This is a genomic window from Corynebacterium belfantii, assembly GCF_041898185.1.
GTDB lineage: Bacteria > Actinomycetota > Actinomycetes > Mycobacteriales > Mycobacteriaceae > Corynebacterium > Corynebacterium belfantii.
Genome location: NZ_CP157823.1, coordinates 1,095,881 through 1,109,251, shown reverse-complemented (window position 1 = coordinate 1,109,251; position 13,371 = coordinate 1,095,881). Strand labels below are relative to the sequence as shown.

13 protein-coding genes and 1 tRNA gene are annotated in these 13,371 nt (G+C 52.6%); 7 read left to right on the top strand and 7 right to left on the bottom strand.

Translation table 11 applies throughout. The annotated features are described in order from the left end of the window. Nucleotides 1-2: 2 nt before the first annotated feature. Nucleotides 3-1,661 carry an L-lactate permease gene (locus ABMV07_RS05715; protein ID WP_088267523.1) on the bottom strand — a complete coding sequence of 553 codons (1,659 nt, stop codon included), beginning with the start codon at nucleotides 1,659-1,661 and terminating at the stop codon, nucleotides 3-5. 439 nt (nucleotides 1,662-2,100) lie between these two features. On the opposite strand from ABMV07_RS05715, the gene ABMV07_RS05710 reads away from it, so the two are divergent. The 4 genes from ABMV07_RS05710 (at nucleotide 2,101) to ABMV07_RS05695 (ending at nucleotide 5,247) form a co-directional block, all read left to right on the top strand. Next, on the top strand, nucleotides 2,101-2,886 hold the full coding sequence (locus tag ABMV07_RS05710) for a (Fe-S)-binding protein (RefSeq protein WP_088267524.1): 786 nt from the start codon (nucleotides 2,101-2,103) through the stop codon (nucleotides 2,884-2,886). Continuing rightward, nucleotides 2,883-4,427 carry a LutB/LldF family L-lactate oxidation iron-sulfur protein gene (locus ABMV07_RS05705; RefSeq protein ID WP_374064966.1) on the top strand — a complete coding sequence of 515 codons (1,545 nt, stop codon included), beginning with the start codon at nucleotides 2,883-2,885 and terminating at the stop codon, nucleotides 4,425-4,427. Before ABMV07_RS05710 ends, ABMV07_RS05705 begins: the two co-directional genes overlap by 4 nt. A 1-nt stretch (nucleotide 4,428) precedes the next feature. Beyond that, complete coding sequence (locus tag ABMV07_RS05700; protein WP_088267525.1) at nucleotides 4,429-5,058, top strand: LUD domain-containing protein; 630 nt, start codon at nucleotides 4,429-4,431, stop codon at nucleotides 5,056-5,058. Between the two features lie 116 nt (nucleotides 5,059-5,174). Then, a tRNA-Arg gene (locus tag ABMV07_RS05695) sits at nucleotides 5,175-5,247 on the top strand. A gap of 907 nt (nucleotides 5,248-6,154) precedes the next feature. Here ABMV07_RS05695 and ABMV07_RS05690 read toward each other — a convergent pair. Together ABMV07_RS05690 and ABMV07_RS05685 are read right to left on the bottom strand one after the other, a co-directional pair. After that, entirely contained in the window at nucleotides 6,155-6,748 is a 594-nt protein-coding gene (locus ABMV07_RS05690) for a cadmium resistance transporter (RefSeq protein WP_197691424.1), read from the bottom strand. Next, the gene (locus tag ABMV07_RS05685) at nucleotides 6,745-7,104 is read right to left on the bottom strand and encodes a helix-turn-helix transcriptional regulator (protein ID WP_088267526.1); all 360 of its coding nucleotides are present in this window, start codon (nucleotides 7,102-7,104) and stop codon (nucleotides 6,745-6,747) included. Before ABMV07_RS05685 ends, ABMV07_RS05690 begins: the two co-directional genes overlap by 4 nt. 56 nt (nucleotides 7,105-7,160) lie before the next feature. Between ABMV07_RS05685 and ABMV07_RS05680 the strand changes: the two genes are divergently transcribed. Together ABMV07_RS05680 and ABMV07_RS05675 are read left to right on the top strand one after the other, a co-directional pair. After that, a complete protein-coding gene (locus ABMV07_RS05680; RefSeq protein ID WP_174688218.1) occupies nucleotides 7,161-7,520 on the top strand; it encodes a hypothetical protein in 360 nt (119 codons plus the stop codon). A 27-nt stretch (nucleotides 7,521-7,547) separates the two neighbouring features. Beyond that, nucleotides 7,548-7,739, top strand: coding sequence for a hypothetical protein (locus tag ABMV07_RS05675; RefSeq protein WP_196981575.1), 192 nt, complete (start codon nucleotides 7,548-7,550; stop codon nucleotides 7,737-7,739). A 296-nt stretch (nucleotides 7,740-8,035) separates the two neighbouring features. Here ABMV07_RS05675 and ABMV07_RS05670 read toward each other — a convergent pair whose 3' ends face one another. Together ABMV07_RS05670 and ABMV07_RS05665 are read right to left on the bottom strand one after the other, a co-directional pair. After that, complete coding sequence (locus tag ABMV07_RS05670) at nucleotides 8,036-8,236, bottom strand: PspC domain-containing protein (protein WP_088267528.1); 201 nt, start codon at nucleotides 8,234-8,236, stop codon at nucleotides 8,036-8,038. Nucleotides 8,237-8,341: 105 nt separating this feature from the next. Beyond that, complete coding sequence (locus tag ABMV07_RS05665; RefSeq protein WP_088267529.1) at nucleotides 8,342-8,824, bottom strand: MarR family winged helix-turn-helix transcriptional regulator; 483 nt, start codon at nucleotides 8,822-8,824, stop codon at nucleotides 8,342-8,344. Between the two features lie 241 nt (nucleotides 8,825-9,065). On the opposite strand from ABMV07_RS05665, the gene ABMV07_RS05660 reads away from it, so the two are divergent. Continuing rightward, nucleotides 9,066-9,596, top strand: a complete 531-nt coding sequence (locus tag ABMV07_RS05660) for a YceI family protein (RefSeq protein ID WP_197691838.1) — start codon at nucleotides 9,066-9,068, stop codon at nucleotides 9,594-9,596. 76 nt (nucleotides 9,597-9,672) lie between these two features. Here the strand turns inward: ABMV07_RS05660 and ABMV07_RS05655 are convergent, their stop codons facing one another. Beyond that, entirely contained in the window at nucleotides 9,673-12,237 is a 2,565-nt protein-coding gene (locus ABMV07_RS05655; RefSeq protein ID WP_374064965.1) for an AAA family ATPase, read from the bottom strand. Next, nucleotides 12,237-13,358, bottom strand: coding sequence for an exonuclease SbcCD subunit D (locus tag ABMV07_RS05650; RefSeq protein WP_088267532.1), 1,122 nt, complete (start codon nucleotides 13,356-13,358; stop codon nucleotides 12,237-12,239). The genes ABMV07_RS05655 and ABMV07_RS05650 overlap by 1 nt, the downstream gene beginning before the upstream one ends. Nucleotides 13,359-13,371: the final 13 nt, after the last annotated feature.

Below are 13,371 nucleotides of genomic sequence, written 5' to 3'. Positions count from 1 at the left end.
GTTTAGCCCACAACCATCCATCCGAGAATTGGGGTGGACTGAAGGTACACAACGATGCAGATGTAGACCAGAAGTCCGAGGGAGTACTTCCACGCTTGGGCCATGATCTTGCGTTCGCCATTTTCCATGTTGACAGCGTTGGCAGCAATGGTCAGCGTCTGCGGGCTCATCATCTTGCCCAAGGTTGCACCAGCGGTGTTGGCACCCACCAGCAGGGTTGGGCTTACACCCACCTGGGTTGCGGTGGTGGACTGCATTTGCGCGAACAATGCATTGGCAGAGGTTGCAGATCCCGTCACCCACGTACCAATCCAACCCAGCACTGGCGAAAGCAGTGGGAAGATGGTGCCGGTAGCTGCCAAGAAAGCACCAATAGAGGCAGTCTGACCTGAAAGGTTCATTACATAGGCAAGACCCATCACAGCAGCAATGGTCAAAGCGGAGAAGCGCATCTTGTAGGCGCCTTCTGCCAATTGACTAAAGCCCGCTTTGAACGACATTGGGTAAGCACCATTGTTCTTCTTATCCGCTGCGGAGTAAATCAGCACCGTGATCAAACCGCAGAAGAAGAGGATCGTGCCAGGGGTAGACAGCCAGTTGAAGTTAAAGATGGTGTTAGGAATTGGCTCACCAGCTTGGTTGACCAAGTGGCCATGAAGTCCAGGCCACTGAACCTTAATATCTGTCGATTTCAGAGCAGCTGGGATGTTAACACCGATCTTCCACAAGCTGGTGATCGAGAACACCACGACAACGAGAAGATACGGGAACAGTGCAAGGAATGCCCGATCGGCAGACAGGTGAATGGTCGAGGCATCAATCTCAGAAGCTTGATCTTCTGGAGTCTTTGGCTTCCAGACACGCAAGAACGCAACACCGCAGATGAGGGAAAGCAGGCACGCGACGACGTCGGTAAGCACGTAGGAGAAGTAATTAGATGCCAAGAATTGGCCGCCACCGAAGGTGATACCCAACAAAAGGGCCATTGGCCACGTCTGGCGAACACCACGGGTGCCATCCATGATCAATGCCAAAATGAACGGGACGATTAAGGCAATGAGGGAAACCTGACGTCCAGCCATAGCAGCAACTTGCTCGCCTGGGATCTGAGTAAGCAGACCACCAGTAGCCACAGGAATACCCATGGCACCGAATGCCACAGGCGCACAGTTTGCAACGAAGGTAACAAGGACAGCCTTCATCGGCTTAAGACCAATGGCAAGCAACATCGCCGCGACGATCGCAATAGGTGCGCCGAACCCAGCAAGTGCTTCCAATAGGCCGCCAAATGCGAAGCCAATAAGCATGGCCTGAACTCGCATATCGCCACGACCGATCTTGGAGAAGATCGTCCGAAGGTCTTCAAAACGACCTGATTTAACAGTGAGATCGTAGACCCAAACCGCCATCCAAATGATGTAAACGATTGGGAACAAACCGAAAGCTACACCTTCAGTAAAGGAAAGAAGTGCGAGGTTGGCGGGCATTTTGAAGAGGAAAATACCAACAATAAGCGCCACTCCGACGCTTGAGAGTGCCGCCCAGTGGGCTTTCATCTTGAGCACCATCAAGAATATAAAGAAGCCGATTAGCGGCAGGATCGCGCATAGCGCCGAGAGACCGAGGCTACCGCCCACGGTATCTATGACTGGTGTAAACACGAGGCTTAACTCCCATCATCGGAGGGGGACAAAAAGTTCATACATTATTGTGCGCTTTTTTAGCTCATAAGTCATATTTGAGGACGATTATGATTTCAAACACAAGGTTTGAGTGGGCCATATAGCCCAAAAAATGCCCCTTCGCCTTGTATTTATCACCACATTTTAGACCGACATTGAAGCATACTACTTGTCCCAATTCGGGTGTCATCGAAGGTCTGCTGTTACATATCTGCACCCCATGCCCATTTCCGTTTGGAAATTCGAAATTAGAAAACAAAAAGGTTTCGTTAATAACTGCAGGTTAGGACGCACTTACACACTTTGTTTTTCTGGTTTCATCAGTAAGATTGGTTATGTCCAGTGGCATGTCGCGCTTCCGATTCTGTGGAAGTAAAAGAACCAAAGCCACATATCCACAAAGCAAGGAGCAAGTACCGTGAGAGTTGCGCTCTTTTCCACTTGTATCGGCGACGCAATGTTCCCCGATGCATCCAAAGCAACCGCACTCGTGCTTTCCCGCCTCGGCTATGAAGTCGTATTCCCTAAGGGACAGACATGCTGCGGCCAGATGCACGTCAACACCGGCTACCAAAAAGAAGCCATACCACTAATCAAGAACTACGTGGACGCATTCGCCGACGATTCCATCGACTACGTAGTTGCACCTTCCGGTTCCTGTGTAGGCGCCGTGCGCGAACAGCACGAGCACATCGCAGATCGCTACGGCAACGCCGCACTGAAAGATGGCGCGCACATCGCCGCAAAGAAGTCCCTCGATCTGTCGGAATTCTTGATCGATGTTGCAGGCGTTGAAGACGTCGGAGCCTTCTTCCCACACAAGGTCACCTACCACCCATCCTGCCACGGCCTTCGCTTCATTGGTCTAGGTGACCGCCCATACCGACTACTGCAAAACGTTGCCGGCATGGAACTTATCGACCTTCCAAACAAAGAAGAGTGCTGTGGCTTCGGCGGAACCTTCTCCCTGAAGAACGCAGAAACCTCTGCTGCCATGGTGTCTGACAAGACCCGCAACATTGAGCTGACCGGCGCCGAGTACATCACCGGTGGCGACTCCTCTTGCTTAATGAACATTGCAGGAAACCTGTCCCGCAAGCATGTAGGAATCCGTGCCATCCACATGGCTGAGATTCTTGCCTCCACCAAGGAAAATCCTTGGACCCCGACCACTGCCGCTTACTCCCGAGAGGTCATGCTGTGAGTATTTCACTTGGAACCCCAGCGATGCCGCCACGCGCATCTGAGCGCAGCCAGCTGCGCGGCGATGAGAACTTCGTCCACGCCGCTCACCATGAGCTATACAATGCAACCCAGCGTCGTAACCTCACCAAGGCAACGACCACCATTCGCACCAAGCGTCTGAACGTCACCGCTGAGATGCCTGACTGGGAGGCAGTCCGCGAAGCTGGTTCCGGCATTAAGCGCGATGTCGGACAGCGCCTCGACGAGCTCCTCGTTCAGTTCGAAGAAGCCGTAACTGCCCGCGGTGGCCACGTCCACTGGGCTCGCGACGCTAAAGAAGCAGGCGACATCGTTACCAAGCTGGTTGAAGAAACCGGTGAGAAAAACGTTGTCAAGATCAAGTCCATGGCAACCATGGAAATTGACCTCAACAACCGCCTCCGCGAAGCTGGCATTTCCGCCCGTGAAACCGACTTGGCTGAGCTTATCGTTCAGCTGGGCAAAGACAAGCCATCTCACATTCTGGTTCCGGCAATTCACCGCAACCGCGCCGAGATCCGCGACATCTTCATTCGCGAAATGCCCAACACCGACGACTCCCTTTCTTCCGAGCCTGCAGAGCTGGCAGAAGCCTCCCGCTCCTTCCTGCGCGAGCAGTTCATGAAGGCAAAGGTTGCCATTTCAGGTGCTAACTTCGGTATCGCTGAAACCGGCACCGTGACCATCATGGAGTCCGAAGGCAACGGCCGTATGTGCCTGACTCTTCCTGAAACCCTGATCTCCGTCATGGGTATCGAGAAGATCATCCCAACCTTCCAAGACCTTGAGGTCTTCTTGCAGCTGCTGCCACGTTCTTCCACCGGCGAGCGCCAAGCACCATACGTTTCCACTTGGTCCGGCGTTACCGAGGGCGACGGCCCGAAGAACTTCCACATCGTGCTCGTAGATAACGGCCGTACCGCAGTACTGTCCGACGAGATCGGCCGCGAAGCGCTCAAGTGCATCCGTTGCTCTGCATGTTTGAACGTATGCCCAGTCTACGAACGCGCTGGTGGCCACGCTTACGGTTCGACCTACCCAGGTCCTATCGGCGCCATCTTGTCCCCACAGATGACCGGTATCAAGGATAAGCATGATCCAAATGCTTACCTGCCATACGCTTCCTCCCTATGCGGTCGCTGCAATGAGGTTTGCCCAGTGAAGATTCCATTCACTGACATCCTTCTCGAGCTGCGTCACAAGAAGATTCAGACCGACGCGCCAAAGATTGAGAAAGCCATGATGGGCGCTATGCAGCTCGCATGGGGCAACTCAACCATGTGGAACATGATCACCCGCATGGTGTTCATGGGTCGCATCATAGGCGGCGCAAACGGCAAGATCACCCATCTACCAAGTTTCTTGGCTGGTTGGACAGACGTTCGCGACACCGCAGTCCCACCAAAGAAGTCCTTCCGCCAGTGGTTCGAAACCGAGGAAGCACAACAGCTGCTTGCCGACGCTCGCCGCGACGGCATCCACCCAAATAATCCAGAAGTTAACCAGAAGAAGGAGAACTGAGATGGATGCCAAAACCGAGATCCTCGAGCGTATCCGTAACGCTAACAAGCTGGCCAAGGCTCCTGAGGGTGCATACCCAGTTGTCCGAGAATACATCACGAACACTGATATACCACGTGAGGAGCTCAAAGAGCTGCTCGTCGACCGCCTGCTGGACTACAAGGCGCAAGTTGTCGAGTGCACGGACGCCGAGCTCAACGAGACCGTAGCTAAGATCCTCAACGATCGCGATGCCAAGGACATTCGTTTCGCACCTGGCTTGGACACCGCACTGTTCGAGAGCTTCAACGGCACTGCTACCCCAGACTCTGCAGACGTTGATCCTCGCACACTAAACGATGTCGATGCAGTTGTAACCGACTCTCACGTGTCTTCCGCACAAACCGGCACCATCTGCTTGGTTTCCAACGAAGTCTGTGGCCGCCGCGCCCTGACTCTTGTGCCAGACTGCCACGTATGCATCGTCCGCATGGACAACGTTGTCTACGGCGTTCCAGAGATGGTTTCCCGCCTCGACCACACCCGTCCTAACACTATGATTTCTGGTCCTTCCGCAACCTCTGACATCGAGCTCAATCGTGTCGAAGGTGTGCACGGACCACGTACCCTCATCTGCGTAGTCGTCAGCTAAATTCCGATTTAGGCTGAAAAACCGCGCGGCTCAAAGTCTTTCCTTGCTTGGCTTTGAGCCGCGTCGCTTTTTTCGTCCAAATAGGTTAAGATGAATCCCGCTGCTTAACACAGCCTGTCTCCGTAGCTCAGTGGATAGAGCATTGGTTTCCGGTACCAAAGGTCGCAAGTTCGAATCTTGTCGGGGACACAATTTTTATAGGGGTTTCACGAAACTGTTCCAATCTTTTCACGAAACCCCGCGCCGGCCGAAGGAAAACGGCCGCGAACACAAAATGATCCGCTCCGTTCGCTCGGAGGGGTCATTTTGTGTTCGCCTCAGCGCCGTTTTAGGACCGATTTCGGCACTCGCCCACGACCTCTAGGCCACGGGCTTCGTCCTCGTTGTTTGAGGACCAGCCGGTGGCCTTAGTCGGGCTACGCTGCCAATGGCGGGGCGGTCGGGTTCGCTGGGTCGTTCGTCTCGTCACGGCCTCGGGTCTCGACCGCCAGCTCAGTGTTGTTTTGGCGTTACTGCCGATTTTGTAGGCCGAGTTTCTATTTCCTTTTCCATAGCTAAGCATGAAGGAATGATGTCTCGAGGCAGCCGACGTCGGGATCTCCGGGCAATTCTTGCCGGTAAACTGCCCACCGGTACGATATATCGAGACATACACACAGCTAAAGCCGGTACAGTGTCACGAGACATGCAGAACGAGGTCACCGAACCAGACTCTGTCGTTGATGCGAAGTGAAGTCATCAGTCGCGGCATAGTTGACAGTTCAGTCGCGACAAGGTGGACAAACCGATATCTCGGTTTTTATCTTTTGGGCGCCGGTCTTGTCGTTTTCAGGCCAGGGGTGGTTGGCCCGCGATCACTGGGCCTCCATGGGTGTGCTCACCTTGGCCTGAGAGCGGCTGTCCATCGGGTGTAATCGATGAACAGTAGAGGCGCTTGCACTCAGAGGCTGTGCTTCGTTCGCTCGATGGCGGGGTTTTGCAGCGCTCCATGGCGGTCTTGTTGCTGCGATCACGCAGGACTGGCTGCGGGTAGTTGTTGGGGTCTGAGCCGAGAGGGGTGCGCCCGGTCGAGGCCGTTTGGAACGCTGCCACTACGTCAGAGCCCGAAGGCTCCGCCGCTGACGAGGATCAAGATGCCGAGGCCGATGAGAACGATGGGAAAGAGGATGTGCTCCCAGCGTTCGAGCACTTCTGCGATCGGGGGGCGGGTGGCGACGAACTTTGCCAGGGCCACCAGGACCGCAACGAGCACGAGGAAGATAACGCAGTAGGCGACTACTGCGAGAGGTTCCACGCTGAGGAATACAGGGGTGTAGACGCCGATGTTGTCGCCACCGTTGGCAAAGGTGACGCCTGCGACTGTCCCCACGCCGACCTTCTTACCGGCAACCTTGGCCTCGTCGTCATCGTCTCCGCGCCAGGTCTGCCATGCGGCCCAGAGGCCGAGGCCCAGAGGGATGAGACCGAAGTACGGGATGGCTGTCGAGGGCAGGAATGCTCCGGCGCCGATGGTCACCAGAACCGCGGCACCGAGGATGCCCGCGAATCCGAGGTACTGGCCGGCCAGAATGCGGGCGGTAGTGCCGTGCTGGCCGGCCCCTCGAGCGAAGAAGAGGGAGAGCACGATGATGTCGTCAATGTTGGTAGCTGCGAATAGGCCTATCGCCTGCAAGACCGAGGTAAGGATCATGCGTCCTTCCCAGCTGCGTAGCACCCGGGAAGCGAGCAGGCGGGATCGATGCACAGGGCGTTTTCGTCTACTGCCAAGGTGGCATCGACCAATGTAGTCAGCGCCTGCGCCAGGTGCGGATCGGCGATCTCGTATCGCGTCCGACGCCCCTCGGGCTCGGAGACGACAATCCCACAATCGCGCAAGCATGCCAGGTGGTTGGACACGTTCGGTCGTGTCAGGTCCAGATCTCGGGACAGTTCCGCCGGGTAAGCGGGATGGTCGAGCAGGGTCAAGATGATCCGGGATCGAGTGGGGTCGGCCAGTGCACGACCCAGGCGGTTCATCACGTCGAGACGCGAAGCAATAGTCAGCATGCGCTGAACTATACAGCGAGCACTGAACTAGTCAAGTTCCAGATAACGGTGCAGCTGTGTGTGCTGCTCAAGAGACAGTGGAAGTAGCCGAAATGGCAGAGATTCCGGCAAAGTTGCGACAGCGTCGCCAGATCGAGATCCAAGTTGCGCACGAGCCTGGCGTAGTTCGCGAGATCCGTTTTCAGACCCCAAGCAATGACCCGAACGGGACAAAACTCGATGGCCTCATCATCTTGAACTGGGAAGGCTCGTACAAACTTATCTACCTCATCCGCAGCCACGACTCGATTCCCGTTGGCAGCGGGGACACCTCGGGGTTCGACGACGGTTCGAGCCGTCAAAGAGAGGCTTGCCGGATGGCTTGTCGAGAGGGACAACGAGGGAGACAACACTGGCGACGGTGCATACTTGGTTGAACCACGCTCGTTTCTGGTGATCGGCCCATGTGCGATTTGTGCCGCGCCGAAGGCAACCGATTTGGCTCGAAGTTCCGTAGCTCTGAAAGTTTCCGCTCGAACCGTAAGTCACCGGAGGTGCTCACCTTTGACGAGCTCGTCGAGCGTTCACGGTGGAGCGTGGAGCTTGCCGAGAGACAGCAAGAGGCGGAAGCGGAATTTCCTGACTTCCCGTTCTAAGGAGCGCTCCTGCTCAGGTCGTATAATTGACTTCTGTCATGTAACCGGAGGCGAAACTGCGTGTAACCGGGGTGTAGCCGCGGACCTGATATAACTGATCGGGAGGTTTCATAAAAGCCTCTTATAAAAGTCGGAACGTACCTCAGTTACGTTCCGACTTTTACTTTTCCCCTATCACATAATCCAGGTGTCCGATCAGAACCAGCATGATCAGACATATAGAAACAAGCGATATTTGCAACGCTCAAACAACAAAAGCCCCACACTGTGATTCGTGTGCGGCTTCCTTTCCCTTCCTAGCGACGCGGCATAATGAGCCAAGCAATCACATAAAGGATAACCTGTGGCCCTGGTAGGAGGATGGAGCAAACAAACAAAACGCGAAGCAGCGCGATGTTAATGTTGTACGTCTCGCCGATTCCCGATAACACTCCTCCTACCCACTGCTGGCTGTTGCTACGGGCGAGCGGACGGTTAAGGCTGTTGAAGAAGTTCATTATTCGAGCCCTTTCATGTGGTTCTAGCTGCTTGCGCTTACATGATTAATTATCCAAATGAATGGGTTCATTTGCATCGGGGAAGTCCCTGAATAACACCCTGATTTAGTCGTGTAGTGGATTTCCCGTAGACGCTTCACATTGAACATCAATCACTTTTTGGAAGTAGCCACGCAACACTGCGGCTTCTTCATCGGTCATCACATCAAAGATTAATTTGCGGACCACATCAACGTGCCCTGGGGCAGCCTCACGGAGACGCTTCTCCCCTTCTGGAGTCAGCTCAACGAATACACCGCGCGCATCATCTGAACATTTCGTTTTTGTGACTAAGCCACGACGCTGCATACGGGTAATTTGATGCGACGTTCTACTTCTGTCCCACTGAAGCGATTCGCATAGATCGCGAAGGCGAATCTCATGCCCTGGTCGCTCTGAAAGGCTAACAAGGACTGAGAATTCTGGAGTAGTCAGTCCTTGACTGGACTGAAGTTCTTCGTCGATTCCCCTTGTCACTTTGCGCTCCATTGCTAGAAAAAGGCGCCATAGGGATTGTTCGTCTTGCGTTAGCCATCGTGGGGTTGTCATGTAGTTCAGGTTAGACCGAAAATCCGTAAATGGAAAATAAACATAATGCCCCCTGCCTGCGGATTATCTCGTAAACAAAAAACTTTAAGGAGCTTTATTGACATGTCAACTGGGTTGTGTATAGTAATCCACGTTAGGGCAACGATGACACGACAACATAATTGTTTGAGTTTTGTATACCCCTGATTCTTATCAAGTCAGATATTTGTAATCTATTACCAACTTTATTTAGGAGATCCCCATGCATAACCTCAACGGAACCTACGTTCTCGATCCAGCTCACTCCGTTATCGGCTTTATCGCTCGACACGCTATGGTGACCAAGGTTCGCGGCAACTTCGGCGAGTTCGACTCTACTTTCACCATCAATGATGAAGATGTACAGGCATCTGCAACAATCAAGTCCGCTTCGATCACCACTGGTAATGCTGATCGTGATGCACACATTCGCGGCGATGATTTCTTCTCCACCGAGGCCTTCCCGGAGATCACCTTTGCTACTACTGATGTAGTAATCAAGGACGAGAACTCCGCTAAGGTCACCGGCGACCTTACCATCAAGGGTGTTACCAAGACCGTCGTACTTGATGTTGACATCGAGGGCATTGCAGAAGATCCATTCGGCAACGTTCGTTTGGGCTTCGAGGCCAAGACCAAGATCAACCGTCGCGATTTTGGTATCGACTTCAATGCTCCTTTGAAGACCGGTGGCATGCTGGTTTCCGAGGATATTAAGATTGAAATCGAAGGATCTGCAATCAAGCAGGCTTAATGCTTTCCTCTCAAGATCTAGGACTCTTAGACGGTGGCCTCTTTCAGTTTCACGCTGAACGAGGCCACCGTCCTTTTTATTGCATAAGATCAGAGATACGCAGCTCATGCTTTCCGGCTACGTAGTCATAGCGCTGCGGCATACAAGTGAGTACGAACACTTGCTGGTTATAGCCTTGACGCGAAAATAATGTAGCCATCATCTCCAGTCGGTTGGAATCGGTGGATCCTAAGGCATCATCAATAAATACTGGAACTGTTTCTTCACCTTGTGAGGCAAGATCAGCAACCGCAAAACGCTGCACAATAGATAGCTGTTCTTGAGCCCCTCCGGATAGCTCATCTACCCCAACGGTTTGCTCCTTCATGGTACGTTTCACCACGCTGAGATCTGGGCCGAGCTCAAAGGTTACGCCTTTACCAAAAACTGGTGCAGCAAACTCTGTGAGTCGCTGTGTAAACGGAGCAGCGTATTTTTGTCGTGCTATATCGCGGTGCCGGATGAGAGTAGTGTACAACAACATGGCTGCTTGTGCCCGATGATGCACTGCTTCCAGGGCTTGTGATGCTACATCTCGTTGGGCTAACGCAACATCAAGTTGCTCAGCCGCTCCTGCGGCGTAATCGATCTGTGTTTGAAGTGCTTTGAGGTTCGCTTCGCATTCTCGAATGGTATTTTCCAGCGATTCAACCCTCGCAGCGGCACCAGCGTAAAGATCCTTGGCAACTTGGAGATTGTCAGTTTCTCTAAGCTCAGCAAGATGATCTTGCTGTCTTTTGAGCTCAGCGGTTACGTTGTGAAGCTCGGAGTGTAAAGCTACAAGCGGCCGTTGTTCTTCCTGTGCCTTTATCTTTTGATCACAGCGGTCAAGATTTTCGCGTTCGGCTTCCATACGCGCTTTCACCGTCGCATAGCGCACCTGAATGTCGTTGGAATCCCAAGCACCCAATTCTTTCTGATACGCATCCGCATCTTGTTGATATTGGAGATACTCCTTTTCTGCATCATCGATGAGCTGCTGGACATCGTCGCTTTCTTGAACGTCGAGCTCAGCTACTTGCAGCTCCGCGTCAGCGATGTCACGTTCGAGATCAGCCTTATCGCCAAAGCGCATCGCTATCTCGTTTTTGCGCTTATTTAGGCTCTGAAGTTCTTTTTCTGCATCAACCCACGCTTCGCGTTGCAACCGAAGCGTTGCAATATCTTTTGCATCGCCTAGGGCTGCACAGAGTGTTTCTTGAGTTTCTGCTCGTTTTTGTTCGAGTTGTTCTCCTTGTTCACCTGGTTCAATGGTGAGGGAAACATCGCCAATTACAGCGGTTAGTTCCGAAGTAATCCGCGTAGTCCACTCTGTATCGTTTAGTGCGACAGCTTCACCATCAACCTGAATTGTTACGGGCTGAGCAGCGTTTATACGCATGGTAGCGGCGTGAGCTTCAACCACATATGCGGCAGCCTTGGCTCGATCATTGGCTTCTTCTGCCGCGCTTAATTGAGCACCAGTAACTTCGGGAACAATACGTAATTCTTCTAGTTTTTCCGAGACAGTAAGAAGCTCTTGGTAGGAAGTACGCAATGTGCCAAGCCGCAGCGATTCTTTTAGTTTTTCCAACCGTTGCCGCATTTTTTCGGCGTCAGCACGTGCTTTTTCATGCTGAGAACGCAACTTTTCGCGTGCTTCGCTTGATGAGTCGGCTTTGTTTTTCAGATCCAATTCCTCTTGGATCCGTACGTGAAGAGCTTCGCTTAATCGGCTTTGTTCTTTGTGCAATTCCTCACGGGCTTCAATATCGGCTTGAAGAATTCGTTCCTGATCTTGGGCAATTTTTAACTGAGCACTGGCATTTTCCAGCTGTTGGGCAGCTAATTCTGCAGTCTTGAGCTCTTGTTCTCGAGTCGTCAGGGTGTCACGTGCATTTGGAAGATCTTGCTGGGCACGGTCGCGGTCACGTTGAAAACCTGCTACTAATTCAACATGTCGATCTAGGGTTTCTTTTTGTTCAGTGGCCGCAAGTACAGCTTGTTCCGCTTCGGCGACAGCTGTTTCGGCCATGCCTAATTCGCCACCTTTTTTAGTGGCACCCGATTTGGTGAAGTAACGGTCTTTTTCTTTTTCCACAGCCAGGATTAATGCATTGTCCTCGTTACTGGCGTGGTCCGTGGCACCACCAAGGGCTTGGGTAACTGAAGAAATACCTGCGGCGCTTAGCATGGACGTGATGTTGCCTTGTTCTACGAACAGCGCAGAAAAAAGGTCGTGGTCAAGGTGTGCATCGAGAAGCACAGATAATTGCGAGTCTGCTTCTTTGCCCGTGTAATTTGCTGGTTTCGGTTCAAAAATCGTAAGTTCGGAACTTTTCTTTTTGTTAAACACCTTGTTTACACGGAATCGCACTGGGTCTAAGTCTGCTTCCAAACAAATGCGCGTTCCAACATCGTGGCCTTTGGGTTGGATAGCTTTGACGCTTTGTTTGTTGGTATCATGATTTTCTCCCAACACCAACTTGATTGCTTCCATAATTGTCGATTTACCGCGCTCGTTTTCACCACTGATAACGATGACGCCGTTGGAAGGTAGATCTTTTAATACCAGATGCGTGATGGCACGCATGTGCTCGATCTCAAGGGAACGGATACGCACTAATCTTCCTTTGCTAGTCGAAACAGCAATTTGAGGGCATCATGTGCAACCGGATCGTCACTATCGACGAGCTCGTGCAGCGTTTGTTGAGCAAAACCGCTAAGCCCCAATTGGTCAAGCTCATCTTCGCGAGGTTCTAGGTGTAAATCCATGAGTCGCCGCCGCTCATAGAGTGATGCAAAGATAGGTCGTAATTTTTCACACTCTGTTTCGAGGTATCGCATTGTCTGCATGGAAACAGTGCCACGAAGCGCGTATTTCACTACCGTATTTTCCTTTTCGGAATACGCAGTTAAGTGCGAAATAAAGGCTTGTGCATCGTCAAAAGAGTTAATGTCCCATGTAATAGCATCAAAGGTCCACTTTCCAACTGGCACTTTTTCCACGGATACTTGATGGTCTTCAATGGCAACCACCAGCGCATTTCCTGAGTCTATCTCCCCACCGCCGCTAGGAAATTCAACAAAATCTGTAGTCTCTGGGGCACCGGAGTACCAGACCTGATCTGTGGACCCCAAGCTTTCTGTCGAATGAGTATCACCAAGCGCCAAGTAATCGATAACCCCTTCACTGATACGTTGCTCAACGAAGGCGAGATCGATAACATCCGGTTTCATCTCATTATCGCGGGCAAGTGTTTGTCCATGCCCTACGGCGATACGAGTAGTGGTTCCAGCAGGCGAAAGTGGCTCCAAGGCTAGCCGAACGAGGTCACGCGTTGCTGTCTTTGCAGTCAGTGGCGCCCCCACTAATTCCACTCCTGGCCGAATAACTATGGGATCAGAATGCGAAATGACATGGACATGGTCGAGCACTTCGGTGCGCACGAGTTGGGAATCAGCAGTGAGGGGATCATGGTTTCCTGGAAGCAGGTACACCGGTACGGGAACCTTTTTGAGTGCTTCCATGGCGCGTCCAAATGTGGCAGGTTTCAGAGAGTTATGTTCGAAGATGTCTCCTGCCATCACGATGAATTCGCAATCGTGTTGGGCCGCGATCTCCCCTAGCTTGGTGATGGCGGCGATTCGGTGGGCGTCGAAACGCGCTTGTGCGTCTGAATCGAGGAATCGCCGAATCATACCGATCTGGAGATCGGAGGTGTGAAGGAACCTAACTGTCATGAAATTGTTCTAT

What these genes read in the sequence shown, in the direction of transcription:
- ABMV07_RS05700 (WP_088267525.1), top strand. Translation starts at nt 4,429, where the DNA reads ATGGATGCCAAAACCGAGATCCTCGAGCGTATCCGTAACGCTAACAAG.
- ABMV07_RS05690 (WP_197691424.1), bottom strand. Translation starts at nt 6,748, where the DNA reads ATGATCCTTACCTCGGTCTTGCAGGCGATAGGCCTATTCGCAGCTACC.
- ABMV07_RS05685 (WP_088267526.1), bottom strand. Translation starts at nt 7,104, where the DNA reads ATGCTGACTATTGCTTCGCGTCTCGACGTGATGAACCGCCTGGGTCGT.
- ABMV07_RS05675 (WP_196981575.1), top strand. Translation starts at nt 7,548, where the DNA reads ATGTGCGATTTGTGCCGCGCCGAAGGCAACCGATTTGGCTCGAAGTTC.
- ABMV07_RS05670 (WP_088267528.1), bottom strand. Translation starts at nt 8,236, where the DNA reads ATGAACTTCTTCAACAGCCTTAACCGTCCGCTCGCCCGTAGCAACAGC.
- ABMV07_RS05665 (WP_088267529.1), bottom strand. Translation starts at nt 8,824, where the DNA reads ATGACAACCCCACGATGGCTAACGCAAGACGAACAATCCCTATGGCGC.
- ABMV07_RS05660 (WP_197691838.1), top strand. Translation starts at nt 9,066, where the DNA reads ATGCATAACCTCAACGGAACCTACGTTCTCGATCCAGCTCACTCCGTT.
- ABMV07_RS05650 (WP_088267532.1), bottom strand. Translation starts at nt 13,358, where the DNA reads ATGACAGTTAGGTTCCTTCACACCTCCGATCTCCAGATCGGTATGATT.